The organism is Tamlana crocina, from assembly GCF_012037625.1.
Genome location: NZ_JAAVJS010000907.1, coordinates 1 through 278, shown reverse-complemented (window position 1 = coordinate 278; position 278 = coordinate 1). Strand labels below are relative to the sequence as shown.

Here is a 278-nt window from a genome sequence, read left to right as displayed (position 1 = left end):
AACAAAACCGGTTACATCACCTCCATGGACGTCGATATGTTCGACTTAGGCTCTGAGTTCCAGCCGTACGACATCGCGATGCCGGTCAATGTGCAGCACTCTCTAGGCAAAATTTACGACGCTATCCCCGATGCTCATCCGGGCAGCGCCTCAAAAGACTGGCTCGCCAGCGTCAAGCTCGGCACAAACTACGTCTCTAAGCACATCTACGGCGTTTGGCATTGCACCGCCTCTAAGGAGTGGATCGACGGCGAGTACCGCAAGCTATGGTTCTTCCC

1 protein-coding gene is annotated in these 278 nt (G+C 54.7%); it reads left to right on the top strand.

Annotation, left to right across the window (positions count from 1 at the left end; genetic code table 11):
* Window positions 1-278: hypothetical protein (locus HC176_RS19470; RefSeq protein WP_209309850.1), on the top strand; the 278-nt coding region annotated here is incomplete at both ends.